Origin of the sequence: Streptomyces sp. NPDC052301 (assembly GCF_044593395.1) — a bacterium.
Classification (GTDB): Bacteria; Actinomycetota; Actinomycetes; order Streptomycetales; family Streptomycetaceae; genus Streptomyces.
This window is the reverse complement of record NZ_JBIUBE010000002.1, coordinates 707,634-731,330: the sequence shown is the minus strand read 5'-3', so window position 1 is coordinate 731,330 and position 23,697 is coordinate 707,634. Positions and strand designations below refer to the sequence as shown.

20 protein-coding genes and 1 pseudogene are annotated in these 23,697 nt (G+C 73.7%); 7 read left to right on the top strand and 14 right to left on the bottom strand.

All coding sequences use genetic code 11. The annotated features are described in order from the left end of the window. Positions 1-28 precede the first annotated feature (28 nt). Both ACIHEJ_RS07030 and ACIHEJ_RS07025 read left to right on the top strand, forming a co-directional pair. Entirely contained in the window at positions 29-1,192 is a 1,164-nt protein-coding gene (locus tag ACIHEJ_RS07030; RefSeq protein ID WP_400132663.1) for an exonuclease SbcCD subunit D, read from the top strand. Beyond that, positions 1,189-4,179, top strand: coding sequence for an AAA family ATPase (locus tag ACIHEJ_RS07025; RefSeq protein WP_400132662.1), 2,991 nt, complete (start codon positions 1,189-1,191; stop codon positions 4,177-4,179). Before ACIHEJ_RS07030 ends, ACIHEJ_RS07025 begins: the two co-directional genes overlap by 4 nt. Before the next feature lie 40 nt (positions 4,180-4,219). Here the strand turns inward: ACIHEJ_RS07025 and ACIHEJ_RS07020 are convergent, their stop codons facing one another. Together ACIHEJ_RS07020 and ACIHEJ_RS07015 are read right to left on the bottom strand one after the other, a co-directional pair. Beyond that, entirely contained in the window at positions 4,220-5,176 is a 957-nt protein-coding gene (locus tag ACIHEJ_RS07020; RefSeq protein ID WP_400132661.1) for a GNAT family N-acetyltransferase, read from the bottom strand. Between the two features lie 59 nt (positions 5,177-5,235). Continuing rightward, complete coding sequence (locus ACIHEJ_RS07015; RefSeq protein WP_400132659.1) at positions 5,236-5,682, bottom strand: Lrp/AsnC family transcriptional regulator; 447 nt, start codon at positions 5,680-5,682, stop codon at positions 5,236-5,238. Between the two features lie 94 nt (positions 5,683-5,776). Between ACIHEJ_RS07015 and ACIHEJ_RS07010 the strand changes: the two genes are divergently transcribed. Next, positions 5,777-6,253 (top strand): rhodanese-like domain-containing protein, encoded by a 477-nt coding sequence (locus tag ACIHEJ_RS07010; protein WP_400132657.1) that lies wholly within the window; start codon positions 5,777-5,779, stop codon positions 6,251-6,253. A gap of 26 nt (positions 6,254-6,279) precedes the next feature. After that, positions 6,280-6,795, top strand: a complete 516-nt coding sequence (locus tag ACIHEJ_RS07005; protein WP_400132656.1) for an immunity 21 family protein — start codon at positions 6,280-6,282, stop codon at positions 6,793-6,795. Between the two features lie 7 nt (positions 6,796-6,802). On the opposite strand, the gene ACIHEJ_RS07000 is transcribed toward ACIHEJ_RS07005, so the two are convergent. The 6 genes from ACIHEJ_RS07000 to ACIHEJ_RS06975 form a co-directional block, all read right to left on the bottom strand. Beyond that, entirely contained in the window at positions 6,803-8,032 is a 1,230-nt protein-coding gene (locus ACIHEJ_RS07000; protein ID WP_400132654.1) for a cytochrome P450, read from the bottom strand. 31 nt (positions 8,033-8,063) lie between these two features. Then, a complete protein-coding gene (locus tag ACIHEJ_RS06995; protein WP_400132652.1) occupies positions 8,064-9,455 on the bottom strand; it encodes an NAD(P)/FAD-dependent oxidoreductase in 1,392 nt (463 codons plus the stop codon). Next, complete coding sequence (locus ACIHEJ_RS06990; RefSeq protein ID WP_400132650.1) at positions 9,445-9,693, bottom strand: ferredoxin; 249 nt, start codon at positions 9,691-9,693, stop codon at positions 9,445-9,447. Before ACIHEJ_RS06990 ends, ACIHEJ_RS06995 begins: the two co-directional genes overlap by 11 nt. A 149-nt stretch (positions 9,694-9,842) precedes the next feature. Next, positions 9,843-10,502 (bottom strand): hypothetical protein, encoded by a 660-nt coding sequence (locus tag ACIHEJ_RS06985; protein ID WP_400132648.1) that lies wholly within the window; start codon positions 10,500-10,502, stop codon positions 9,843-9,845. 462 nt (positions 10,503-10,964) lie between these two features. Then, the gene (locus ACIHEJ_RS06980) at positions 10,965-12,653 is read right to left on the bottom strand and encodes a DUF885 domain-containing protein (RefSeq protein WP_400132646.1); all 1,689 of its coding nucleotides are present in this window, start codon (positions 12,651-12,653) and stop codon (positions 10,965-10,967) included. Between the two features lie 53 nt (positions 12,654-12,706). Further along, on the bottom strand, positions 12,707-13,192 hold the full coding sequence (locus tag ACIHEJ_RS06975) for an Lrp/AsnC family transcriptional regulator (protein ID WP_400132644.1): 486 nt from the start codon (positions 13,190-13,192) through the stop codon (positions 12,707-12,709). Between the two features lie 60 nt (positions 13,193-13,252). Between ACIHEJ_RS06975 and ACIHEJ_RS06970 the strand changes: the two genes are divergently transcribed. Further along, a complete protein-coding gene (locus ACIHEJ_RS06970; protein ID WP_400132642.1) occupies positions 13,253-14,452 on the top strand; it encodes a trans-sulfuration enzyme family protein in 1,200 nt (399 codons plus the stop codon). Between the two features lie 63 nt (positions 14,453-14,515). Here the strand turns inward: ACIHEJ_RS06970 and ACIHEJ_RS06965 are convergent, their stop codons facing one another. The 4 genes and pseudogenes from ACIHEJ_RS06965 to ACIHEJ_RS06950 form a co-directional block, all read right to left on the bottom strand. Next, positions 14,516-15,964, bottom strand: a complete 1,449-nt coding sequence (locus ACIHEJ_RS06965) for a GNAT family N-acetyltransferase (protein ID WP_400132640.1) — start codon at positions 15,962-15,964, stop codon at positions 14,516-14,518. A 221-nt stretch (positions 15,965-16,185) separates the two neighbouring features. After that, positions 16,186-17,755: pseudogene (locus ACIHEJ_RS06960) on the bottom strand (alkaline phosphatase D family protein). Positions 17,756-17,969: 214 nt separating this feature from the next. After that, positions 17,970-18,800: an alpha/beta fold hydrolase gene (locus ACIHEJ_RS06955; RefSeq protein WP_400132638.1), complete on the bottom strand. Its 831-nt coding sequence runs from the start codon at positions 18,798-18,800 to the stop codon at positions 17,970-17,972. A gap of 100 nt (positions 18,801-18,900) precedes the next feature. After that, a complete protein-coding gene (locus tag ACIHEJ_RS06950) occupies positions 18,901-19,554 on the bottom strand; it encodes an NADPH-dependent F420 reductase (RefSeq protein WP_400132887.1) in 654 nt (217 codons plus the stop codon). 122 nt (positions 19,555-19,676) lie between these two features. Between ACIHEJ_RS06950 and ACIHEJ_RS06945 the strand changes: the two genes are divergently transcribed. Both ACIHEJ_RS06945 and ACIHEJ_RS06940 read left to right on the top strand, forming a co-directional pair. Continuing rightward, positions 19,677-20,561: an RNA polymerase sigma-70 factor gene (locus tag ACIHEJ_RS06945; RefSeq protein WP_400132885.1), complete on the top strand. Its 885-nt coding sequence runs from the start codon at positions 19,677-19,679 to the stop codon at positions 20,559-20,561. 249 nt (positions 20,562-20,810) lie between these two features. Beyond that, positions 20,811-21,572, top strand: coding sequence for a GntR family transcriptional regulator (locus ACIHEJ_RS06940; protein ID WP_400132636.1), 762 nt, complete (start codon positions 20,811-20,813; stop codon positions 21,570-21,572). 199 nt (positions 21,573-21,771) lie between these two features. Here ACIHEJ_RS06940 and ACIHEJ_RS06935 read toward each other — a convergent pair whose 3' ends face one another. After that, on the bottom strand, positions 21,772-22,926 hold the full coding sequence (locus tag ACIHEJ_RS06935; protein ID WP_400132634.1) for an ROK family transcriptional regulator: 1,155 nt from the start codon (positions 22,924-22,926) through the stop codon (positions 21,772-21,774). Positions 22,927-23,026: 100 nt separating this feature from the next. After that, the gene (locus ACIHEJ_RS06930) at positions 23,027-23,683 is read right to left on the bottom strand and encodes a response regulator (protein WP_400132632.1); all 657 of its coding nucleotides are present in this window, start codon (positions 23,681-23,683) and stop codon (positions 23,027-23,029) included. Positions 23,684-23,697 lie beyond the last annotated feature (14 nt).

Here is a 23,697-nt window from a genome sequence, read left to right as displayed (position 1 = left end):
TCAGACCCGGCCGTTAGTCTCGGGGATCATGAGACTCCTGCACACGTCCGACTGGCACCTCGGCCGGGCCTTCCACCGGGTGAACATGCTCGGGGCCCAGGCCGGGTTCATCGGTCACCTCGTCACCGCCGTGCGCGAGCACGCGGTGGACGCGGTGGTCGTGTCCGGTGACGTGTACGACCGCGCGGTGCCCCCGCTCGCCGCGGTGGAGCTCTTCGACGACGCCCTGCACCGCCTCGCGGATCTCGGCGTGCCCACGGTCATGATCTCCGGCAACCACGACTCGGCCCGCCGCCTCGGTGTCGGCGCCGGGCTCATCGACCGCGCGGGCATCCACCTGCGCACCGAGCCCTCCGCCGTCGGCACGCCGGTCGTGCTGACCGACGCCCACGGCGATGTCGCCTTCTACGGCCTGCCCTACCTCGAACCGGCCCTGGTGAAGGACGAGTTCGCGGTGGACAAGGCCGGTCACGAGGCCGTGCTGGGTGCCGCGATGGACCGCGTCCGCGCCGACCTCGCCACGCGCGCGCCCGGCACCCGTTCCGTCGTCCTCGCCCACGCCTTCGTCACCGGCGGCCGGGCCAGCGACAGCGAGCGGGACATCACCGTCGGCGGGGTCGCCGCCGTACCGGCAGGGATCTTCGACGGCGTCGACTATGTGGCGCTCGGGCATCTGCACGGCTGCCAGACCCTCACCGAGCGCGTGCGCTACTCGGGCTCCCCGCTCGCCTACTCGTTCTCCGAGACCGACCACCGCAAGAGCATGTGGCTGATCGACCTCGGCGCCGACGGCACGGTCACCGCCGAGCGCCTCGACTGCCCGGTGCCGCGCCCGCTGGCCCGGCTGCGCGGCACTCTGGACGACCTCCTCGCCGACCCGGAGCTGGCGCGCCACGAGGACGCCTGGGTCGAGGCCACCCTCACCGACGCGGTCCGCCCCGCCGACCCGATGGCCCGGCTCACCGAGCGCTTCCCGCACACCCTCAGCCTGGTCTTCGCGCCCGAGCGGGCCCCCGGCGACCCCGAGGCGTCCTACGCCCGGCGCCTCGCGGGCCGCAGCGACCAGCAGATCGCCCAGGACTTCGTCGCCCACGTGCGCGGCGCCGGCCCCGACGAGCAGGAGGCGGCCGTGCTCCGCGAGGCCTTCGACGCCGTCCGCGCCGACGACGCCGTGCGGGAGGTGGCGCGGTGAGGCTCCACCGGCTCGACATCACCGCCTTCGGGCCCTTCGGCGGCTCCCAGAGCGTCGACTTCGACGCCCTGTCCACCGCCGGACTCTTCCTGCTGCACGGCCCCACCGGCGCCGGCAAGACCTCCGTCCTGGACGCCGTCTGCTACGCCCTCTACGGCGCCGTCCCCGGCGCCCGGCAGAGCGGCCAGGGCATGTCCCTGCGCAGCGACCACGCCGAGCCCCGCACCCGCACCGAGGTCCGCCTCGACCTCACCGTCGCCGGACGGCGGCTGGAGATCACCCGTCAGCCGCCGTGGGAGCGGCCCAAGCTGCGCGGCAAGGGCACGACGGTCGACAAGGCCCAGACCTGGCTGCGCGAGTACGACAGCGTGGCCGGCGCCTGGAAGGACCGCAGCCGCTCCCACCAGGAGGTCGGCGAGGAGATCACCCAGCTGCTCGGCATGAGCCGCGAGCAGTTCTGCCAGGTCGTGCTGCTGCCCCAGGGAGACTTCGCCCGCTTCCTGCGCGCCGACGCCGAGGCCCGGGGCCGGCTGCTGGGGCGCCTCTTCGACACCCAGCGCTTCGCCGACGTCGAGAAACGGCTCGCCGAGCGCAGGCGCGGCACCGAGGCACGCGTGCGCGAGGGGGACACGGCGCTGCTCGCCGACGCCCACCGCATGCAGCAGGAGGCCGGCGACGCCATGGAGCTGCCCGAGCTGGCGCCCGGTGACCCGGGCCTGGCCGAGGCCGTCCTCGCCGCCGCCGCCGTCGCCCGCAGCACCGCCCGCGAACGCCTCACCGTCGCCGACTGCCGCCTGACCGCCGCCGAGTCCGCCCACGCGGCCGCCCGCCGTGCCCTGGACGACGTACGCGAACTGGCCCGGCTGCAGAGCCGGTTCACTCAGGCGCGGCAGCGCGCCGAACGCCTCCAGGAACGGGCCGGCGCCCACCGCGAGGCCCAGGAGCGCATGGAGCGGTCCAGGAAGGCGGAAGCCGTCGCGCCCGCGCTGGAGCTGCGCGAGCACGCCGAGGAGGAGCACGGCAGGGCCGCCCGCGCCGAGGCACGTGCACGCGGCATGCTCCCCGCCGCCCAGGCCGACGCCGACGCGACCGGACTCGCCACCGCCGCCCGTCGGGCCGCCGAGGAGCTGGGCGGCCTGGACTCCGCCCGGCGCGCCGAGCAGCGGCTCGCCGCACTCGGCGAGGAGCGGGCCGGGCTGGACCGACAGGAACGCGCCGACGAGGACGTGCTGCGCGAGGCCGACGCCTGGCTCGACGGCTGGGACACCACCCGCGCGGCCCTGCAGACCCGCGTCGACTCCGCCCAGGAGGCCGCGACCCGCGCCGAGCAGCTCGCCGTCCAGCGGGACCCGATGCGCAGGCGGCTCACCGCGGCCCGTACCCGGGACGCGCTCGCCGCCGACCTGGAACAGGCACAGCAGCGCGCGCTCGCCTCCGAACAGCGCGCCCTCGACGCCCGCGCCCACTGGCTCGACCTCAAGGAACAGCGGCTGAACGGCATCGCCGCCGAGCTGGCCGCCCACCTCACCGACGGCGAGCCCTGCGCGGTCTGCGGCGCCACCGAACACCCCGCACCCGCCCGCAAGATCGCCGGGCACGTCGGCCGCGAGGCCGAGGAGCAGGCCCACCGCACCTCCCAGCAGGCCGACCGGCAGCACGCCGAGGACGAGCGGCGTCTCGGCACCGTCCGCGAGGCCCTGGCCGCCGCCACCGCCGAAGCGGGCGACGCCCCCACCGCCCGCCTCGCCGCCGAGGCCGACCGGCTGGAGCAGGAGTACACGCGCGCCCGCCGCGAGGCCTCCGCGCTGCACGCCGCCCACGAGGAGCTGCGGCGCGCCGAGCAGGAGCGTGAGCAGCGGCTCGCCGACCGTCAGCAGACCGCGGTACGGGCCGCCTCCCGGCTCACCCGCCGCGAGACCCTGGAGCGCGAACAGGGCCAACTGGAAGCGGAGTTGACGCAGGCGCGCGGGGAGGCCGACAGTGTGGCCGCGCGGGCCGCCCAGCTGGAGCGGCAGGTGGCGCTGTGCACCGACGCCGCCGACGCCGCGCGCGCCGCCGACGACGCCGCCCAGCGTCTGAAGGACGCCGACGCCCGGCTCGCGGACGCCGCATACCGGGCCGGCTTCGACACTCCGCAGGCAGCGGCCGCCGCCCTCCTGGACGCCACCGCCCACCGCGAGCTGCAACTCCGCCTGGACGCCTGGCAGTCGGAGGAGTCCGCCGTACGCGCCATGCTGGCCGAGGCCGACACCGCGGCCGCCGCCCAGCAGCCGCCCGCCGACCTGGCCACCGCAGAGCGCACGGCGGCCACGGCGGACCGCCGGTTGCGCGAGGCGGCCTCCGCGCGCGATGCCGCCGACCGCTGCCGCGCCGAGCTGGACCGCCTCTCCGCGCGGGCCACCGAGGCCGTACGACGACTCGCCCCGCTGCGCGAGGAGTACGACCGCGTCGCCCGGCTCGCCGCCCTCACCGCGGGCACCTCCGCCGACAACGAGCGCAAGATGCGCCTGGAGTCCTACGTGCTCGCCGCCCGCCTGGAGCAGGTCGCCGCCGCCGCGACCGTACGGCTGCGGCGCATGTCGTCGGGGCGCTACACCCTCGTCCACTCGGACGACCGCTCCGGACGCGGACGCAGCGGGCTCGGGCTGCACGTGGTCGACGCCTGGACCGGCCGCGAACGCGACACCGCCACCCTGTCCGGCGGCGAGACCTTCTTCGCCTCCCTCGCCCTCGCCCTGGGCCTCGCCGACGTCGTCACCGACGAGGCCGGCGGGGTCCGGCTCGACACCCTCTTCATCGACGAGGGCTTCGGCAGCCTCGACGACCAGACCCTCGACGAGGTCCTGGACGTCCTCGACTCCCTGCGTGAACGCGACCGCAGCGTCGGCATCGTCAGTCACGTCGCCGACCTGCGCCGCCGCATCCATGCCCAACTGGAGGTGGTGAAGGGCAGATCGGGGTCGGCGCTGCGGCAGCGGGGGGTGTGACCGCGATCAGGCGCCGTCTCGCCTCATGCGTCCCGGCCCCTCATGTGTCCCGGCCTCCGGACTTGATCAGCGGTGCGTCCCGGCTGAGCTCCCGGAATCCGACGCTGTAGTACAGTCCCCGCGCCTCGGGATGTCCCGGTGCGCCCAGACAGGCGACCGTCATGTGACGGGCCCCGGCCTCGCGCGCCAGGTGCATCCCGTGCAGCAGCATCGCTCTGCCCAGCCCGCGCCGCCGGTGGTCCGGATGCGTTCCGACCGGCTCGAACTCGGCGGTCCTGTTCGCCTCGTCGAGCCACATGATGGTCGACGCGGCCATCGTCCCGTCCGGCGCCTCCACCAGGACGTGCAGGTCACCGCGGTACGGCGGTGTCCGTCGGACGCCCTCGTAGGCCTCGGCCGTGTAGGTCGACGGAGCCCAGGCGTCCACGTGGGCCCGGACCGCCGCCCGCGGGCCGGCCTCGTCGGCGGTGCGGAACCGGAATCCGTCCGGCAGCACCGGCTGTTCCAGGTCGGTGAGGTCCCGCTCGTTGAGCTGCGTCCAGGAGCCGGTGTCGCCCAGCGCGGCCGGATCGCTCTCGTAGCCGTGCGCCGCCCATCGCCGCAGGGCGAACTCGTCGGCGGCGCTCGGCATCACGGTGCGCTCGACGCCGACCGTCACACCGTCGTACCACTCGATCACCTCGTCGACCAGCTCGCTGTGGCCGGGATGGACCTGATATCCCAGGTAGGCGCTGGTGACGTCCTTCACCGACCCGTCGCTGAGCCGCACCCGGTGCGGCAGCCGGGCCCAGCCCCACGCGACGAGGTCGGTGCCGGAGAACCACAGCCGACGCAGCCAGCTCTCACCCTCGCACCCGTGCCCCTTGCCCCAGTTCCAGGCCAGCTCTCCGTACGACGCGTCACTGTTGACCAGGTCGGGACGGACGGCGGTGACCCGCTGCGCCAGGGCCTGCATGAGCCGCACGTCCGCCGCGGTGACGAGCTCGGAGTCGTCCATGGTCCGCCACTGTGCCAGGGCTCCGGGAAGCCATCGAACCATTTTCCCGGAGGCGGGATTCAGTGTCCGAGCGGGCGCCGGCGGAGCGGTGAGGAGTACACGACGCTGGTCGTCACCGAGCCCAGCGCGCCGATCTTCCCGGAGATCTCCTCCAGGTGGGACATGGACCGCGCGGCGACCTTGATGACGAAGCAGTCGTCGCCCGTCACGTGGTGCGCCTCCAGGACCTCGGGGGTCGCGGCCACCAGATCGTGGAACGGCTTGTAGTTGCCGTTCGGGTAGCGCAGCCGCACGAACGCGAGGATCGGCAGGCCGAGCCGCTCGGGGTCCACGACCGCCGCGTACCCCTGGATCACACCGGCCTCCTCCAGCCGCCGGACCCGTTCGGTCACGGCACTGGGCGACATGGAGACGGCACGCGCCAGCTCGGCGTAGCTGGCCCGTCCGTCCCGCTGGAGGACCTCGAGAATGCGCCAGTCGGTGGCGTCCGGGGAATACACGGTCATCCCGGAGAAATAGCAGGGGATTCGCCGCCTGGGCAAGGGAAGGCCCGTGGATTCGCACTTCAGACCCGGAGTCCGAGGTCATAGATTTCCCGTCATGATCACGCAGACCTCCGAGAACCCCGTCCTGCGCGTCGCCCCCGCCGCGCCCGCCGAAGCCGCCGCCCACTTCCGGGCGAGCCTGGCCTTCCACGCCGACGTCTCCGACGTCGCCGCCGCACTCGCGGCCGGCGGCGATCCCGGCTTCGTCGTCGTGGACACCCGCTCGACCGAGTCCTGGGACCAGGGCCACGTCCCCGGCGCCGTCCACCTGCCGACCGCCCTCGTCCCCGAGCAGGCCGAGCACCTCCTCGACCGGTCCGTACCGGTGGTGACGTACTGCTGGGGCCCCGGCTGCAACGGCGCCACCCGCGCCGCCCTCGCCCTCGCCGAACTCGGCTACCAGGTCAAGGAGATGCTCGGCGGCTTCGAGTACTGGGCGCGCGAGGGATTCGCCTACGACACCTGGGAGGGTCCTCGGGAGCGTGCCGCCGATCCGCTGACCGCACCCGTGGCAGGCGAGTGCGGCTGCTGACGTCCGCCCGTGTAGGTTCTTCGCCCATGGCTCGGTATGCGGATCCAGGTGCGCTGGAGTGGGTGGAGTCGGGCGGCGGCCCCCTGATCGCCGTCCCGGAGGCGGTTCTGCCCTTCTGGGCGGGCGCCGACAGCGAGGAACTCGACACGGACTACGACCGGGCGTGCGAGGTCCCCGGGTACGCGGGTCTGCTCCCGGTCGGCGACAGCGCGGCCCTCGTCCTCGGGGACGAGCCGGCCGCCACCTCCTACCTGCCCGAGCACGGCACCTTCGTACGGTGGTCCGCCGCGAACTCGGAGAGCGAGCTGCTGGCCCGGATACCCGCGGCCCTCGACACGGCCGCGTGGGACCACGAGCTGCGCTGGGACGTGCCCGGCCCCGTGCTGCTGTTCGACTCGGCCTGGCCGGGCGGCGCCGCGGACCGCGAGGAGCACCTGCGCATCCCCCTCGCGGCGGGTTCGTACGCGGTGCGCGCCGCCTACACCCAGCCCGGCCCGGAGACCTGGGTCGGCCTGGTGCAGCTCAGGCGGCTCGCACCCTGACCGCGCGTCACCTCAGGTCGTCGAAAGCGATCTCGAGGTGCCGGGGGCCGCGCAGCACCGCGTTCTGCCGGTACGGCGGCGGGTCCTCGACCAGGCGGGGATTCTCCAGTCGCCGGGCCAGTTCGGACAGGGCGATCTGGGCCTCCAGCCGGGCCAGCGGAGCGCCGAAGCAGCTGTGGATGCCGCTGCCGAAGCCGAGGTGCTGGATGTCCCCGCGATCGGGGTCGAACCGGTCGGGGTCCTTGAACCGCTCGGGGTCACGGTTTCCCGCGCCCAGCACGAGCCAGATGCGCGAGCCCTTCGGGATGGTGATCCCGTGCACCTCGATGTCGGTGATGCAGGTGCGCTGCGGGAGGAGCTGCACCGGGGGCTCGTAGCGCAGGAGTTCCTCGACGATCTTGACGGACAGGCCGGGGTCCTCGCGCAGCCGCCGGAGGTACTCGGGGTGGCGCAGCAGGGTGAGCATGCCGTTCGTGATCAGGTTGACCGTCGTCTCGTGGCCCGCGATGAGCAGCAGCACCGATGTGCTGAGCACTTCCATCGTCGTCATGGCGCCGTCCGGACCGTGACTGTTCACCAGGTCGGAGAGCATGTCCTCGCGGGGTTCCCGCACGCGCTGCTCCACCAACCCGTTCAGGTACATGCCGAGTTGCAGCCGTGCCTCCTGCGCGGTCCGCTCGGAGTCGGCGCTGGTGCGGCTGTCGGGGTCCAGGCCGGCGACGATCGGGTCGACCCAGGCGCGGAAGCGGGGCTCGTCCTCCCGCGGCACGCCGAGCAGCCGGCAGATCACGGTGACCGGGAAGGGGTAGGCGAACTGGTCGACCACGTCGACCTGCCGGGCGTCGCCGAACCCGTCGATCAGACCGGTGACGATCTCGGCCAGTTCGCCCCGCATGTTCTCGATCCGGTGCGGCCGGTGCGGCGGCCCGAAGGAGCTGTTGGCGATCCTCCGCAGCCGGTCGTGCTCCGGCGGGTCGAGCCGGATGAAACTCGGCGGCAGGCCCGTCGACTCGGGCCCGGACACCTCGTCGTCCCCCGGGGCGGTCAGGTTCGCGGCGTCGGAGCTGATCCGGGGATCGTGGAGCAGTGCCTCGATGTCGTAGTACGAGCTGATGAGGTAGGGGCCGCCCTCCTCCTCGTGGAGCACCGGTGTCCTGCGGAGTTCCTCGTACACCGGATAGGGGTTGGCGCGGTTGGCGAAGTCGGTGATCTGGCGCAACAGGGAGGTTTGCGTCATGGCAGGTCCTTGGTGCATCGGAGGGCCGGGCTCAGTGGCGGGCGGGGTGGAAGACCATCTGCTGGTCGGCCGGTGAGTAACCGCTGAGGGTCACCATGGGTCCGTGCGTCGGCAGTGACGGGTCGGGGAAGTCGGCATCCACCGGCTGCCGGCCCTCGGGACGCCGGTCCACCGTCGGGTACTCCACCGGGAACGGCGCGCCCCGCTCGATCTGCCGCGCGTAGAACTCCAGCCACCGGGTGTTGTCGAAGCTCACGGCGGCCACGATCCGGCCCTGGTGGCCGTAGACCCCGACGAACCGGCGCTCGGCCAGCGAACCCTGGGTGATCATGAGCTGGTCGCCCATCGGCGGGACCCCGACCGACTTGATGTTCACCCCGAACATCGAGGACCAGAACGCCGGCATCCACAGGTGCGGGCGCCGATCGACACCGTGGCAGAGCATGTTGTGCGCGGCGGTCTCCGCCTGCGCCACGGCGTTGCCCCAGTGCTCCAGCGAGAGGAACTGGTAGCCGAACAGCGCGTGCGGGGAACGCGCGACGTCACCCGCGACGAAGACGTCGTCGGTGACGATGCCCCGGAAGTCGAAGGCCCGGCAGCCCGCGTCACAGGCGATGCCCCGCGGTCCCGCGCCCAGCCCCGACCCGTTCAGCCACTCGGTGTTGCGCAGCGAGCCCAGCGAGACGACCACGACATCCGTCTCGACGATGCTCTCGTCGGAGAGATGGACGGCCCGCACCCGGCCGACCGAGTCCCCCTCCAGCGAAGTCACCGTGACCCGCGTCCGCAGGTCCACCCCGTTCTCGATCTGCAGGTCGGCCGCCACCGCGCCGACCACCCCGCCGAGGGCGCCGACCAGGGGGGCGCCGGCGCGCTCCGCCACGGTGACGGGAATGCCCTGTTCCCGGCAGGCCGAGGCGACCTCGGAGCCGGCGAATCCGGCGCCGATGACGAACACCCGGCGGGGGCCTGCCTTCAGCCGCTGGTACAACCCGACCGCGTCGTCCCGGGTGCGCAGCAGGCAGACACCGTCCAGCCGGGCCTCGTCCTCCTTCAGCCAGGGCCGGGCCCGCACGCCGGTCGCGATGAGCAGCCGGTCGTACTCCACCTCGTCGCCGTCGGCGAGCCGTACCCGCTTGGCCGTCAGGTCGAGACCGGACGCGGGGACGCCGAGCCGCCACTTCGCGTCGATCTCCCGGCGGTGGGGCAGCTCCGTGTGATGCGGCGACGCCTTGTCCAGCAGGACCGCCTTGGACAGCGGCGGCCGGTCGTACGGCTCGTACGGCTCGTCACCGATCATGGTGAGCGAACCGGTGAAGCCTTCCGCGCGCAGGGTCTCGGCGGCCCGCAGGCCCGCCAGCGAGGCGCCCACGATCACGATCCGGCCCTCACGCCTCAGCCAGTCCACGTAGTCAGCGACCATCGGACGCCCCCCGGACGGATCCGCCACCCGGCGCACCCGCGGCGCCGTCCAGCCCGTCCGCCGAGATCGCCTGCACCGGACAGGCGGCGACGGCCCGGGCCAGCCGCTCCCGCTGCTCCTCGGGTGCGTGCGGGTTGTAGATCAGTGACTCCTCGCCGTGCATGGTGAAGACGTCGGGAGCGAGGAACGCGCACTGGGCGTACCCCTGGCATTTGTTGAGATCGACGACGAGCCTCATCGACGCTCCGCCCTTCCGCTGGCCAGGTCCGGTCCCGTCACCCCGTGGTGCGCGGCTTCTCCGGACGGCGGTCATGTCCCGCTCGCCAGCATGGGAGCCCCGGCGGGATCTCGCCCGTCGGCAGCCACGATCGGGTCAACGGCTGCCGGTCAACGGCCGGTTTGGCCGGCCGCCAGCAGGATGTGCACACTGAGCACCAGGGACCAGGCGGGGAACACCAGTTCCATCCAGGGCACGTATGGTGCGACGAACAGCAGAATCAGGGCGGCGAGGAAGCCCAGGCCCGTCAGCGGGCGGGGCAGGACGCCCAGGCGCCGGCCCATCACAGACATGGAGCACACGAAGACGGCCGCCATCCGCATCGCGTACTCCTTCAGCAGTGTGTGCGCGAAGTGGCGGCCGAAGTCCCAGGCGGCCGGTGACGGGACAGCGCCGTCGCTGTGCGTGATCGCGAGGACGGCGCTCGCCGCCGCGGCGGCGCCGAACATCATGGCGGTGAAGACCAGCCCGCTGCCGAGGAAGACGGTGGCGAGGAACCTGTCCTCGACGTCACCGACATGGGCCCGTACGGCGCCGACGAACCACAGGAAGAAGATGCCGGCGAACGGCACCAGGGCGAGGGCCGTGAGGATCGCGCTGCGCTGCCCGGAGTTGGTGAACGCCTGTGCCGTGGTGGCGCCGGCCGCTTCGGGAATGCCCAGCCGCACCAGGACGATCGCCGCCGCCAGCAGCAGCGCGAAGACGACTCCCGCCAGCCCGGCGGCTCGCGGTGTCTCCAGCACCTCCCGCCCCCGACTCTCCTCCCGCATGCAGGTCCGCCTCCTCCGCGCCGGCCCCCGCCACCAGCTAGCCGCCTCCCGACCGCCCGCGCCACCGCTGACGGCCGGACGGCCGAGCCGAAGTGCGTGCGACGCCGCGCCCTGCCTCAGCCCCTCCCGCACGGTCGCCCTTCGCTCCGCACACCCCTGCCGTGGCCGGGCCGACGGGCGGGGATCGGGCATGCGGCGGCCCGGCAGCCGGCCGCGTACGGCGCGCGTGAGTACGTGCACCACCACGTGCCGCACGACACCGCGATGCCCGCCCGGCTGTTCGACACCGCCGTCCGGGAGCCCGGATGTCCGGACATCCTCGTCGCCATCGGCCCGGGACCGTGGTGAACGCCGCCGATCCCGGCCCGGTCGACACCGGTCACACCATCGGCGAGGCCCACGCGGCCGTCGCCGCGCGGTTTCCCGCCGGGCACGGGGACGCCCCTGACCCGCTGGAGGCGGTCAGAGCTGTGACAGCTCGTCCACCAGGTCGTCCAGGCCCAGCGACCCCTGCGACAGCGCCGCCATGTGCCACGCCTTCAGGTCGAAGGCGTCGCCGTGCCGCTCGCGCGCCTTCTCCCGTCCCAGCAGCCAGGCCCGCTCACCGAGCTTGTAGCCGATCGCCTGGCCCGGAATCGTCAGGTACCGGGTCAGCTCGCTCTCCACGAAGTCCGCCGGCCGGCTGCTGTGCGCGCCGAAGAACTCCTGCGCCAGCTCCGGCGTCCAGCGCTCACCGGGGTGGAACGGCGAGTCCGCGGGGATCTCCAGCTCCAGGTGCATGCCGATGTCCACGATCACCCGGGCCGCCCGCATCATCTGTGCGTCCAGGTAGCCGAGCCGCTGCTCCGGGTCGGTGAGATAACCCAGCTCGTCCATCAGCCGCTCCGCGTACAGCGCCCATCCTTCCGCGTTGGCGCTGACCCCGCCGATCGTCGCCTGGTAGCGGGACAGGTTCTCCGCCACGTGCGCCCACTGCGCGAGCTGCAGGTGGTGGCCGGGCACACCCTCGTGGTACCAGGTGGAGACGAGGTCGTAGACCGGGAAGCGGGTCTGTCCCATCGTGGGCAGCCAGGTGCGGCCGGGCCGCGAGAAGTCCTCCGACGGCGCCGTGTAGTAGGGGGCCGCCGCGCCACCGGGCGGGGCGATGCACGACTCGACCCTCCGCACCCGCTCGGCGAGTTCGAAGTGCGTGCCGTCCAGGTCCTCGACGGCCTTGTCCATCAGGCCCTGCAGCCAGTCGCGGACCTCGTCCACGCCCTCGATGTGCCGGCCGTGCTCGTCGAGGTGGGCCAGCGCCACCCACGGCGTCCCGGCACCGGGCAGGATCTTCTCCGCCTCCTGCTGCATCTCGCCGAGGATCCGGTGGAACTCCGCCCAGCCGTACGCGTAGGCCTCGTCCAGGTCCAGCTCGGTGCCGTTGTAGTAGCGGGACCAGCGCGCGTACCGCTCGCGGCCGACCACGTCCGGCGCGCCCTCGATCGCCGGCGCGTACACGTCCCGCAGCCAGTCCCGCAGCTCCACCAGCGCCCCGGTCGCCGCCCGGGCCGCCGCGTCCAGTTCCGTGCGCAGCGCCTCCGGTCCGGCGGCGGCGAAGTCCTCGAACCAGCCGCGGCCCTCGCCGGTGTCGATCCACTCGGTGAGCTGTTCGACGAAGGTCGCGGTCGGCCGCGGGGCCGCGAACAGCTTGCGTTCCAGGCCGAGTTCGAGCGACTCGCGGTAGCCCGCGAGCGCGCCCGGCACCGCGCGCAGCCGCCCCGCGATCGCCGCCCAGTCCTCCTCGGTCTCCGCCGGGGTGACCGTGAAGATGTCCCGCACCGAGTGGCCGGGCGTGTCCATGTTGCCGACCCGGCGCAGGTGCTCCTCGGCGTCGTGGACGGCGAGTTCGGCCGTCAGCCGCTCCCGCAGCAGCCGCGCGCAGCGCCGCTCCACAGCACTCTCCGCACCGGGCTGCCGCTCCGCCTCGTCCAGCTTCACGAGGGTGGTCCGGGCCAGTTCGGCGAGGGCCTCCTGACCCGCGGGCGAGTAGTCGGGGAGCCGGCTCGAGCTCTCCTTCACGCCGAGGTAGGTGCCGGTGACCGGGTCGAGGGCGATGAGGTCGTCCACGTACGCGTCGGCGACCTGACGGGGCAGCGGGCTCTGGGTCTCAGACATGGCGCCCATCCTCGTACGAGGAGGATCGCCGCGTCACCCACGTATGCGGGGATTCAGCTCTGGGCGTGGCCGGGCGGCAGCAGCGGACCGCACCCCCACTGCTGGAAGATCAACCGGGTCTCCACCCGGGCCACCTCCCGCCGCGCCGTGAACTCGTCGAGCACCAGCCGCTGCAGATCGGCCATGTCCGCCACGGCCACATGCACCAGATAGTCGTCGGGGCCGGTCAGATGGAACACCGTCCGCGCCTCCGGCAGCGCGCGGATCCGCTCCACGAACGGCCCCACCAGCTCCCGCCGGTGCGGTCTGACCTGCACCGACAGCAGTGCCTGGAGGCCGCGTCCGAGCTTGGCCGGGTCCAGCCGCAGCTCATGGCCGAGGATCACCCCGGAGCGGCGCAGCCGGGTCACCCGGTCCAGACAGGTCGACGGCGCCACGCCCACCTGCGCGGCGAGGTCGCGGTAGGTGGTCCGGGCGTCGTTCTGCAGCAGCCGCAGCAGCTGGAGGTCCACCGGATCCAGTACGACAGATTCGGCCATTGGCCGAACGTAGCACGGTGTTCGATTCCAGTGAACCGTTCGATGTTCACCCTTCCGCCCATGGACACAGCCAGCAACGGTGCCTACGACGACGTACGCACCGCACCCCGAGCCCTGGCCACGGAGGCCGTGCACGCCGGCCGCGACGATCTCGCCCGCCAGGGCCTGCACGCCCCGCCGATCGACCTGTCCACCACCTACCCCTCCTACGACAGCCGCGCCGAGGCCGCCCGCATCGACGCCTTCGCCACCGACGGCGCCGACCCGGCCGGGCCGCCGATCTACGGCCGCCTCGGCAACCCGACCGTCGCCCGCTTCGAGACCGCCCTGGCCCGCCTGGAAGGCACCGAGTCCGCGGTCGCCTTCGCCAGCGGCATGGCCGCGCTCAGCGCGGTCCTGCTCGCCCGGTCCGCCATGGGGCTGCGGCACGTGGTGGCGGTACGGCCCCTGTACGGCTGCAGCGACCACCTGCTGACCGCCGGGCTGCTCGGTACGGAGGTCACCTGGACCGACCCGGCCGGCATCACGGACGCGCTCCGGGCGGACACGGGTCTGGTGATGGTGGAGTCACCGGCCAACCCGACCCTGGCCGAACTCGACCTGCGGGCCATCGCCCACGCCTGCGGTTCGGTCCCGCTGCTCGCCGACAACACCTTCGCCACGCCCGTGCTGCAACGCCCGGCCGAGCACGGCGCACGGCTGGTGCTGCACAGCGCCACGAAGTACCTCGGCGGTCACGGCGACGTGCTGGCCGGTGTGGTCGCCTGTGACGAGGAGTTCGCGGGCCGGCTGCGGCAGATACGCTTCGCCACCGGTGGTGTGCTGCACCCGCTGGCCGGCTATCTCTTGCTGCGGGGCCTGTCCACGCTCCCCGTCCGGGTCCGGGCCGCCTCCGCGAACGCCGCCGAGCTGGCCCGCCGGCTCGCCGCCGATCCGCGCGTGGCCCGCGTCCGCTATCCGCGGCTCGGCGGCGCGATGGTCGCCTTCGAGGTGCACGGCGATCCGCACGAGGTCATCTCCCGGGTCCGGCTCGTCACCCCGGCCGTCAGCCTGGGCAGCGTGGACACCCTCATCCAGCACCCCGCGTCCATCAGCCACCGGATCGTCGACGCGGACGACCGGCGCGGGGCCGGGGTGAGCGACCGGCTGCTGCGGATGTCCGTGGGGCTGGAGGACGTGGACGACCTGTGGGGGGATCTGGACCAGGCCCTGGGAGAGCGGACCCGGACACCGGTGCCGCTGCGGGAAGCCGTGCGCTGACGGGGGTGCGCACGACGACGGCCCGGCGGGTGACCGCCGGGCCGTCCGTCCCGTCGAGCCGGCTCAGTCGCGGCGCGCCGCACCGCCGAGCCGCTGCCCGCCCGTGTCGTACGTCGGCCGTGAGGCGGCCGGCGCGGCGTCCAGCCGGGCCGTGATGACCAGCGTCCCCTCCTCGATCTGGTAGTCGAGGGGCAGCCCGAGGCCGCGCATCGCGGCGACCATGCCGGTGTTGGAGGCCTGGGTCACCGCGTACACGCTCTCGCAGCCGGCCTCCACCGCCATCGCCACCAGCCGGCCGAGCAGCTCGGCGCCGATGCCGCGCCGCTGCCAGTCGTCCTCGACCAGCAGCGCGACCTCCGTCTCGTCGCCGTCCCACAGCAGATGGCCGAGGCCGACGATGCGGCCGGAGGTGGTCTGGACGGCCAGGGTGCGTCCGAAGCGGGGGCTGAGCAGGTGCCTCAGATAGCGGTCCGCGTCGCCGACCGGGCCGTGGTAGCGCATGCCGAGGGTGCGCGGCGAGCACCGCTCGTGCATCTCCTTCGCCGCCGCCAGATCACCGGTGTCGACCCGGCGCACGGTGATGTCACTGCCCTCGGGCAGCGTCAGTACGTCCCGGCCGTGCGGGATCCGCGGGCCCAGCCGGCTGTCCAGCTCCACCAGTGCCCGGGCCCGGGCGAACTCGGTCGGGGTGAACGGCAGGTACGGCCGCTCCACGGTGAGCACACCGCCCTCCGGCGTCGGCAGCCGCATGACGGTGTCCTCGAGCACGCCCTCGACCGGCACGGGCTTCGGTCCGGGGCCCCCGCCGACCGGCGTGCCGGGCAGCGAGCGGATCGTGCAGCGGCCCAGCAACTGGCGCAGGGCCAGCGGGAGTTCGGCGGCGTCCAGCGCGGTGCGCGCCGCCAGGCCGAGCACCCGGGTGGGGGCGTCGACCAGGTCGTGCGCGTCGGCCCGCTCGATCCAGGTGGACGCGCCCCCGGCCCGCGAGACCGCCCGGGTGATGTCGGCCGCGGGCAGCGCGGCCGGTGCCCGCAGCAGGAACTCGTCCACGGTGCCGTCGGCCAGCGGGTGCGCCTGGAGGCTGAGGATGTCGACCTGCCGTGCGGCCAGCGCCGAGCACAGCGCGGCCAGGGAGCCGGGCTCGTCCTTCACCGTGGTCCGCATCCGCCACAGCGTGCAGGTGCCGGCCACCTCGTCGGCGCCGGCGCCGGGCTCCTCGACGGGCCCGGCCGACCGCGTCCCGGCGGCCGGCCGGGCACCGGTATGGTCGGCCGGCGGTGCGTGCCCGTGGCGCCGTGCCCACCAGGTGTGGAAGCCGGCCGTCGCGGCGAGCGCGATCGCCGAGATCACGAGCAGGGCGGGGCCGTCCGGCCCGTGCCCGATCAGGTTCGCCACACCGTCCGCCACGGCGACGGCGGTGAAGACGGCGGCGAGCTCGACGACGTCCCGCCGCCAGTGGTGCACGGGGCGTCCGTGCCGGGCTCGGGTCACATCACACATGTCTGGAGTCATGCAGCCACTGTGAAGGAAAGGTGTTGCGTGATCACGAACGCTTTGTGACCGATGGGTAAAGCATGCTCCGTCCGATTTATTGCATTTTCTATTGCCGGGTGGGGCGGAGCGCCGGCAGCGCCGCTCCGGTGGGGCCGGGCGGCTCGGAGCCGCGCGTCGGGGGATGACGCCGACGCGCGGCAGGGCTCCGAGGGTACGGGAGTCGGTGCTCCTGGCGACGACTACTGGCCGACGCGGCCCGGCTGGAGCGTCCGGGTGAACAGCACCGTGCCGTCGTACTCCCGCAGCCGGACCGTCAGTTCGCCGCTGTCTCCGTCGATGTCGACCTCGCCGAAGAACTGGTAGCCCTCGGCCGGCGACATGTTGGCGGTGGTCGGCGCCTTGACGAACACCCGGTCGGGGCCGAACGTGCCGTCCAGTGCGCTGGCCGGGAAGGCACCGGCGTTGAGCGGCCCGGAGACGAACTCCCAGAACGGCTCGAAGTCCTTGAACGCGGCCCGCGACGGGTCGTAGTGCTGGGCGGAGGTGTGGTGCACGTCGGCCGTCAGCCACACCGTGCCGGTGATCCGCCGGTGCTTGATGAAGCGCAGCAGTTCGGCGATCTGCAGCTCACGCCCGAGCGGGGCACCGGGATCGCCCTGGGCGACCGCCTCGAAGTTCGCCTTGCCCTCGACCGGGTCGGGCACGACGAGGCCGAGCGGCATGTCGTTGGCGATGACCTTCCACACCGCTCGGGACCTCGCCAGCTCCCGCTTGAGCCACTCGAGCTGCTCGCGGCCGAGGATGCCCTGCGGGTCCACGGCCTGGTCGTCGGGGGAGTTCGCGTTGCGGTACGTGCGCATGTCGAGCACGAACACGTCCAGCAGCGGACCGTGGTGGACGGTGCGGTAGATCCGGCCGTCCGGGCGGCCGCTGACGGTGGAGACCGGGAAGTACTCGGAGAAGGCCTGCCGCGAACGCAGCGCCAGGTCGTCGAGCCTGGTGCCGGCCGGGTAGGGGGTACCGGTGCCGATGACCTCGCCCGGGTACCAGTTGTTGCGGACCTCGTGGTCGTCCCACTGGATGATGTTCGGCACCTGGGCGTTGAACCGGCGCAGCGCCGAGTCCAGCAGGTTGTAGCGGAAGTTGCCCCGGTAGTCGTCCAGGGTGACCGCGACGTGGGACTTCTCCTCGGTGGTGACGTTCCGGTAGACGCCGCCGCCGGGCAGCGCGGCGGTGGCCGCGATCGGGCCGTCGGCGTAGACGTTGTCGCCGCTGCACAGGAAGAAGTCCGGGTCGGTCTTCGCCATCGCGTCGAAGATGCGGTAACCGCCGATGGATTCGTTGATGCCCCAGCCTTGTCCGGCCAGGTCGCCCGACCACACGAACCGCACGCCCTGGCGCGGTGCGGAAGGTGCCGGTCACCGGCTCGCCGGTGCGGCGCGGGTCGTCCGGGTCGGCGAGCAGCACGCGGTAGTGGATCTGCTCGCCGGACGGCAGGCCGTGCAGCCGGGTGGTGCCGGTGAAGTCCGTGCCGGACCCCAGCAGCGGCCCGTGCCATCTGCGCGGGTTGCGGAACGACTCGGTGGCCGCGGTCTCCACGATCATCCGGGCGGGCCGGTCCGAACGCACCCACACCAGGCCGGAGTCTGCGGTCACGTCGCCCGCCTGCACGCCCCAACCCGCCTGGGGCCTCCCGGAGCGGGCGAACGCCGGGGCCGCGCCGAGCCCCACGGGCAGGGTCAGGGCCGCCGACGCGACGAGGGAGCCGCGCAGAACGCTGCGGCGACCGGGAAACGGACGGTGTGACATGGCTGCGCCTCCAGGAACGGGATCCCGCCAGTGTGCAGAGCCACACCTACTGGGACGCTGCGGCGCGCACGGAAACCCGAAGTGAACAACCGGGCTTGGGAGGCGAGCGGGACACCGGCCGCCCTCCGGCACGCGCGTGCGTGCGCGGCCCGCCGAGGGGTGGGCCGCGGCGGACGGCGGGAGCGGCGCACGGGTGTCGAGACGAGGCGCCGGCTCAGCGGCTGCCGTCCAGGATGACCCGGGCGACCAGGGCCGGGTCGTCGTTCATCGGGCAGTGGCCGCAGCCGGGGAGGCGGACCAGCCGGGCGTGCGGGATCAACTGCTTGGCGCGGATGCCCTGGCGGCGGAGGAGCAGCCGGTCCCGGGAGCCCCAGGCCACGGTGACCGGCAGGCCCGGCAGGGCGTCGGTGAACTGCACCGCGGCGCCCGTCCGCAGGGTCGCGTCGAACCCGGTCGCGCCCACCAGCGCCAGCGTCTCGGCGACCACGGCCTCGGGAGCGCGGCGGGCGGGACGGGCGTAGATCGTGCTCGTCAGCGCCGTACGGCCGGCCGCGGACCGCGACAGCTGCTCGACCAGCGGCAGCGGCAGCCGCTGCGCTATGCCCCGCATCGCGAGCAGCACCGCGAAGGCGTACCGCCGCTCCGCCTGCGTCCAGAAACCGGCCGGGGAGAGGGCGGTGACGGACCGTACGCGCTTCTCCCGGCCCAGTTCCAGGGCGAGCAGACCGCCCAGCGAGTTGCCGGCCACGTGCGGGCGGTCCAGGTCCAGCGCCTCGAACAGGGCGCCCAGCACGGCGTCGGTGGAGGACAGGTCGTAGGCGAGGCCGTCCGGCAGGCCCGGGGAGGCGCCGAAGCCCGGCAGGTCCACGGCGATCACGTCGCGCTCGGTGGCGAGGATGTCCACGACCGGGTCCCAGGCCTGCCGGTGATGGCCGATGCCGTGCAGCAGCACCAGCGGTTCACCGCGCCCCACGCGCGCGTAGGACACGGTCACGTCCTGCGGGCCGTGCGGGGCGGGGACGGTGAAGGAGACGGTGGCGGACATGGGTGCTCCTCGTGGGCTGCTGACGGACGTCGTAGACAGTTTGTCAGCAGTTGCTACCCGCCGGTAGCCCCCGGAGCGGGACGTTCGCGCCCGACGACGGCTACTGCGCCCGTCGCACCTGGATGTTGAAGTCCGGGCTGCCGAACTTCCGGAACAGGGTGAGCCACAGCGGCAGATACATCTCCACCGTGCGTGCCGACCGGATGCCGCCCAGGTCCAGCACCCGATCGGCCGGCCACCCCAGCTCCCCGAGCAGCGTCGTCACCCGCTCCTTGGCCGCTGCGTCGTCGCCGCACACGAACAGGTGGTGCTCGCCCGGCACCCGTCCGGGATCGACCATCACCCGGCAGTCGACGGTGTTCAGCGTCTTCACCACCCGTGCGCGCGGGAAGGCCCGCTGAATCTGCTCGCCCACGCTGTCCGACTCCGCCGGATCCAGCCGCGGCAGGCCGTCCTCGAACGCCAGGGGATTGCAGACGTCCACCAGGATCTTGCCGTCGATGTGCTCCGTGCCGGCCGCGCGCAGCGCGTCGAGCGCCACGCGTCCGCCCACCGCGTTGACGACCACCTCACCCGCCTCGGCCGCCTCCGCGAACGTCCCCGCGCGGGCCCGGCCCGCCGCCGCGGTGGCCCACTCCTGCGCCACCGGGTTGTCCTTGGTGCGCGACCCCAGGGTCACCTCGTGCCCCAGCTCCACCAGCCTGCCACCCAGCGAGCGGCCCACCTCGCCCGTGCCCAGCACCCCGTACCGCATCGGTTCCTCCAGGTCACCGGCCGCCGCCCGCCGACGGTCCGGGGTCATTGTGATCCGGACGGGCCGTGGACGCGCTCATTGCGGGTGGACACCCGGCAGGCGTGTCGGGTGGGATGGAACGCGTGACCGCCGACCTCGCCACCGACGTCTTCGAAGAGCACCGGCCCCTGCTCATGGGGGTCGCCTACCGCATGCTCGGCCGCGTCGCCGACGCCGAGGACGTCGTCCAGGACGCCTGGCTGCGCTGGTCCGGCGCCGACCGCGCGGAGGTCCGCGAACCGCGCGCCTACCTGGTGCGCGTCACCACCCGGCTGGCCATCGACCGGCTCCGCCAGGTACAGGGGCGCGGCGAGGCGTACATCGGGCCGTGGCTGCCGGAGCCGTACCTCACCGAGTTCGGCGAGACGGCCCCGGACACCGCCGACCGCGCCGTGCTCGCCGACACGGTCTCCCTCGCCGTCCTGGTCGTCCTGGAGTCGCTGTCGCCGCTGGAGCGGGCCGTGTTCGTGCTCAGGGAGGCGTTCGGCTACCCGTTCGCCGAGATCGCCGCGCTGCTCGACCGCGGTGAGCCGGCGGTACGGCAACTCGCCGGGCGGGCACGGCGGCACGTGGCGGAGCGGCGGCCGCGCTACGACGTCGACCCCGCGCGGCGGCGGGAACTGACCGAACGTTTCCTCGCAGCCGCGACGGACGGCGACCTGGACGGCCTCATGTCGCTGCTCGCCCCGGACGTCCGCCTGGTCGGCGACAGCGGCGGCAAGGCCAAGGCGCCGGTGCGGATCCTGCACACCGCCGACAAGATCGCCCGCTTCCTGGCCGGTGTCGGGCCTGCCGCGCTTCCGGTCATGTCCTTCCGCCCTCTGGAGGCCAACGGCGGTCCGGCGGTCCTCGGCCTCGTCGGCGACAAGCCCGACACCCTGCTCCAGCTCGACATCGCCGACGGCCGGATCGTGGCCGTGTACCTCGTCCGCAACCCGGACAAGCTGCGCCACCTCGCCGAACGCTGATCCGCGCGCCCTCGCGGGCCCCCGTCGTACGACGCCGTACGACGGTGGCTTTGCCGTGACGTCATCCGCGCCGCCGCGTACGAACGCCTCGTGAACGCTCCGCGGCAGGGCGCCCGTGCGCTGCCCAGGGGAACGAGGATTGGTCTTGACCAAGGGTGACGGCCGCCCTATGGTCGCAGAGAAGTGCAACAACCTTTAATAAACAAGGGCGCGAAAAACCGCCGGACCACGGCTCTTGCGGAGGACAGGGTGGGGACCACGCAGCTGGAATCGGTGCCGGAACCGAAGTACTGGCATCTCAAGACCGTGCTCAGTGAGGCACTCGACTCCGAGTTCTCCGTCGGCGAGATCCTGCCCAACGAGCGCGACCTCGCCGCTCGCTTCGGCGTGGCCCGCGCCACGCTCCGCCAGGCCCTCGAACAGCTCGAGCTGGAGGGCCGGCTGCAGCGCCGCCGCGGTGTGGGTACGACGGTGGCGCCCCCGCGCGTGGGCGTGGCGGTCGGCACCGCACAGCACGTCTGGCCGGGGGCCGCCGACGACGCCTGGCAGCCCGTCGACTGCGCGCGTGCCGTGCCGCCCGCGGCCGTCGCCGCCGCGCTGGAGACCGGCGCCGACGAGACCGTGCACACCGTGCGCCGCTCCCGTACCTCCCACGGTCAGCTCGTCGCCACCGAGTTGCTCCACATCCCCGCGGCCTCGGTGCCCGACCTCAGCGCGATCGACGCCCCCTCCGGTCCGGCACGCGCGCGTGCGGTCCTGCGCGAGCTGCAGCGCCTGGAGCTGGAGGGCCAGGACCGCGCCGTGGAACTGGGCTCGGCCCGCGCGGACGACGCGCGGGAACTCGACCGGCTCCCGGGCGCACCGGTGCTGGTGGTCACCACCCGCTTCTTCGCCCAGGGCCGCACCGCCGCCCTCTCGGTGGCGACCTACCGGGCCGACACCTGCCGGCTGACCTTCGGCGACACGGCAGGGGTGGAGATACACCACGACCCGGAACGCCAGGCCTCCTGACGACGAAAGGCCGCGTGCGCGCGATCAGCCACACGCGGCGGCGATCGCACAGCTCCGGTCCCTGGGAACGCCGGGCGCGCCGGCCGACCCAGGGGCGCGGAGCTGCGCCTCGTGTGCGGCTCCGCCGCGTGGGCGCGACAAGCCACCACGCGCCCGCACCCGCACGACGTCCCGCGCCCCGGCACAGCACCGCCGAAGCTCAGCGCCGCGTCACCGTGCCGTCGACCGCGAACAGTTGCTCCTCGACATGGTCCAGAGCCAGGCGCAGCGCCCCCGTGGCCACGGCCGCCTCACCCAGCATCGACAGGGTGACCTGCGGCGGGCGCAGACAGTACCGGGCCAGTTCACGGCGCAGCGGCTCCAGCACGCCGTCGAGACCGGCCGCCCAGCCGCCGATCACGACCAGCTCCGGATCGAGCGCCAGCACCAGCGCGGCCACGTCGTGCACGAGCCGCTGGATGAACCGCTCGACGGCTGCCCGCGCCCGCTGGTCGCCCTCCCGGGCCAGCGCGAACACCTCGGCCACCGCCTGCTCGTCCAGCGGGTGCAGCGGCTGGTCGGTGGTGGACAGCAGCGTTTCCGGCGTCACCTCCCGGCCCAGCAGATGCAGCGCACCGATCTCCCCGGCCGCCCCGCCGTAGCCGCGGTGCAGCCGCCCGCCGATCAGCGAGCCCGCCCCCGGACTCAGCCCGGCCAGCACGAACACCACGTCGTCGGTCTCGGTCGCCGCGCCCTTCCAGTGCTCGGCGACGGCCGCCGCGTTGGCGTCGTTCTCCACCAGCACCGGGCACTTGAAGGACCGCCTCAGCCGCTCGCCGAGGCTCAGGCCCGTCCACTGCGGCAGCGCCGTGCCCAGCCGCACCGTGCCGTCGGCCTCCACGATCCCCGGCGTGCCCACGCCCACCGCCCGCAGCGAGCCGCGCGCGACCCCGGCCCGCCGCAGCAACTCGGCGACCGCGCCGCGCAGCCGCTCCAGCCGCTCGTCCGCCGGGGCCGTCTCGTCGACCTCCTTGGCCTGCGCGCCCAGCACCCGCCCGTCCAGGTCCGACAGCAGCGCGGCGACCCGGTGCGCCCCGATCTCCAGGCCCAGCAGATGCCCGGCCTCGGCCCGGAACCGGAACCGGCGCGCGGGCCGCCCCTGGCGGCGTGCGGTGCCCTCCTCGGCCGCCTTCTCGACCACGAGCCCGGCCTCGATGAGCCCCTCCACGACCCCCTCGACGGTGGGCCGGGACAGTCCGGTGACCCGGGTGATCTCGGTGAGCGTCGCGCAGTCCGTGGCGCGCAGCGCGTGCAGCACCACCGCGGAATTGATCCTCCGCAGCAGCGAGGGATCGCCGCCGGTCAGCTGCCCCACCGTCCGTCCTCCCAGCTCGCGGGCGTGTTGGCCGGATCGTACTCGGCCCGGCGCAGCCCGGCGAGTGCCGGGCCCCGCCCGCGCCCGCAGCCCGCGTGCGTCAGCCCGGAGCGACGAAGCCCGACTCGTAGGCGGCGATCACCGCCTGCGTGCGGTCGCGTGCGCCGAGCTTGGCCAGCACGCCGCTCACGTGCGACTTCACCGTCTCCGTACCGACCACCAGCCGCTCGGCGATCTCCGCGTTCGACAAACCCCGCGCCATCAGCCGCAGCACCTCCGCCTCCCGCTCGGTCAGCCGCGCCCGCTCCAGCACGGCCCGCGCCGGGCGGTCACCGTCGCCGTACCGGGCGGCCAGCCTGCGCACGGAGGCCGGGAACAGCAGCGACTCGCCCTCGGCCACCAGCCGCACCGCGTGCACGATCTCGGCAGGCCGGGCCCGCTTCAGCAGGAAGCCGTCGGCGCCCGCGCGCAGTGCCTCGTACACGAACTCGTCGTCCTCGAACGTCGTCACCACGAGGATCTTCGGCGGCTCGGCCACCGTGCGCAGCACCGCACGCGTGGCCTCGATCCCGTCCAGCAGCGGCATCCGCACGTCCATGGCGACCACGTCCGGCCGCAGCTGACGCACCATCGGGACGACCGCGGCCCCGTCGGCCGCCTCCCCCACCACCTCGATGTCGGGCTGCGCCTCCAGCACGGCCCGCAGACCCGCGCGGACCAGGGGTTCGTCGTCTACGAGCAGTACGGTGACCGGCATCCGGCCAGCGTAGA